The following is a 2340-nucleotide window of genomic DNA, read 5'->3' on the forward strand; positions in this document are numbered from 1 at the left end:
AAGTTTTTTTTATTTGTAAATATAAATTAAATTGTAATTTTGAGGTAGAAATATGAATAAAAATTTACATAATAATCATAGGCAAAGAGTTCGTGCTAGATTTATTAGAGATGGTAGTTTAGATAGCTTTGAAGAACACCAAGTTTTAGAAATGTTGCTTTTTTATGCAGTTCCAAGAAAAGATACAAATGAGCTTGCTCATAAGCTTATAAATGAATATGGAAATTTATTTACATTAATGAATGCAAAGCCTGAAGATATTATGAAAAGGTGTAAAATTTCAGAAACAACAGCTGTTTTAATTTCTATGATACCGTATCTATGTAGAAAATTTCTATCTAGTGGCTTAAATACAGATAAACCTATAATAGATAATTTTAATATGGCAAAAAGTTATTTTGAAGCAGCTTTAGCAGGGCAATGCTTCGAAAGTTTTTATATGATTTGCCTAGATTTAAACAAAAAATTAAAAAAGGTTGTAAAAATAAGTGATGGTATTTCAAATTCAGCACCTATATATATGGAAAAAATTGTAGGAGATGCCCTTTTGTATAATACATCTTTTCTAATAGTTGGGCATAACCACCCCAGTGGAACAATGAAACCATCTAGTGCAGATTTAAATGTTACTATGAAAATTATTTCTGCTTGCAAAGCAATTAATATAACAGTTTTAGACCATATAATTATATGTGGTGAAGATGCCTTTAGCTTTGCTAAAAAAGGGCTTTGTGGATTAAGCTATAAATAATCTATTTTTTGGCTATTTCATATCAAAAATAGTTATTCCTAGCATATTTTTTTCTTAAAAAATAAAATTTGAACCTTGTTTATCTTTTTATTCTAAAATATTTAGCCATAACTTAATTGATAAAATAAAATACTCCAAAATAAGTAAATTAAGGAGTATTTTTTTAATTACTGTATAAAAATTTAATTATTAAAACTATTTTCTATGCTAACAATTTTAACACAAAGGCAAAAAATATCCATAGCCTTTTCAAGTTCTTCTTTTTCAGGAAAAGAAGGGGCAATTCTTATGTTAGTATCTTTTAAATCTATTTTTTTAGGATATGTGCTACCTGCATCTGTTAAAGTAATTCCCAAATTTTTACACATTTTAACGACCCTTTTAGCACACCCTTTTTCTGTATCAACAGAAACAAAATATCCACCTAAAGGTTTTTCCCATTTAAGCATTTTCCCATTTTCAAAATTTTCATTTAATTTATTTAAAACAATATCAAATTTTTCTTTTAAAATATCTGCGTGTTTATCCATAAGTTTTAAGGTATTTTCCTTATTTTTTAAAAATGCAACTGTTTTAAGTTGATTTATTTTGTCATATCCTATTGTTTGTACAGACATATGTTTTTTTGTTTCTTCAATCATTTCTTTTCCGCTTGCCAAAATAGCCACTCCCCCGCCTGCAAATGTTATTTTAGAAGTAGAAAAGAAATATAAAACTCTATTTTCATTTCCAAATTTTTCACTTTCTTTTAAAAGATTTAAACATTGTATTTTTTCATAAATATAGTGTATTGCATAGGCGTTGTCCCAAAAAATTTTAAAATCTTTTGCTTTTGTCTGCATTTTTGCAAGTCGTAAAATAGTTTCATCGTTATAGCAAGTACCTGTTGGATTTGAATAAAGAGGCACACAAATTATTCCTTTTATATCATCATCATTAATGCAAAGATTTTCTATTTCTTCCATATTAAGCCCATTTTTTTCAAGTTCAATAGGTATCATTTCTATCCCAAATTTTTCTAATATATCAAAATGCCTGTCATATCCTGGACAGGGGCAAATAAATTTAATTTTTTCGCATTTTCCCCAAGGCTTTTGTCCATTTGTTCCCCAAATATAAAATCTTGATATAATATCATAAATCATATTCAGGGTAGAATTTCCACCTATAATTATGTTTTCTTTTTTTATATCTAAAATTTCAGAAAAAAGCTCCTTGCATTCCAAAAGTCCGTCTAAGCAACCGTAATTTCTAGCATCAAAATTTTCTTTTGTGTGGTAATTTATTTTAATATTTAATAAATCATTAGAAAGGCTTAATTGTGCATTAGAAGGTTTGCCTCTTGCCATATTAATTTGCAAATTTTCGCCTAAATACTTTTCATATTGTTTATATAATTCTTCTAAAATCTTTTTTTCGTTATCCATAAATTTCTCCTTTATAAAATTTTAAATAATGCCTTTAAATTTTATATACTTTAATTTTATTATACACTATATAAGATGTATTCGCTATAAAATATTTTTTTATTTTATAAAATGTTAAAGTGTCAAACATAGGTTACACTTTAAAGATTATTTAACAAAGAT

Annotated in this window: 2 protein-coding genes; one reads left to right on the plus strand and one right to left on the minus strand. The window is 25.9% G+C overall.

Going from position 1 to position 2340, the window contains the following annotated elements:
* The first annotated feature begins 52 nt into the window (after positions 1 to 52).
* Positions 53 to 751 (plus strand): JAB domain-containing protein, encoded by a 699-nt coding sequence (locus QZ429_RS07585; protein ID WP_291953386.1) that lies wholly within the window; start codon positions 53 to 55, stop codon positions 749 to 751.
* A gap of 182 nt (positions 752 to 933) precedes the next feature.
* Here the strand turns inward: QZ429_RS07585 and QZ429_RS07590 are convergent, their stop codons facing one another.
* Entirely contained in the window at positions 934 to 2178 is a 1245-nt protein-coding gene (locus tag QZ429_RS07590; protein ID WP_291953388.1) for an aminotransferase class I/II-fold pyridoxal phosphate-dependent enzyme, read from the minus strand.
* Positions 2179 to 2340: the final 162 nt, after the last annotated feature.

The sequence above is a fragment of the Campylobacter sp. genome, from assembly GCF_020024835.1.
Taxonomy (GTDB): Bacteria; Campylobacterota; Campylobacteria; order Campylobacterales; family Campylobacteraceae; genus Campylobacter_D.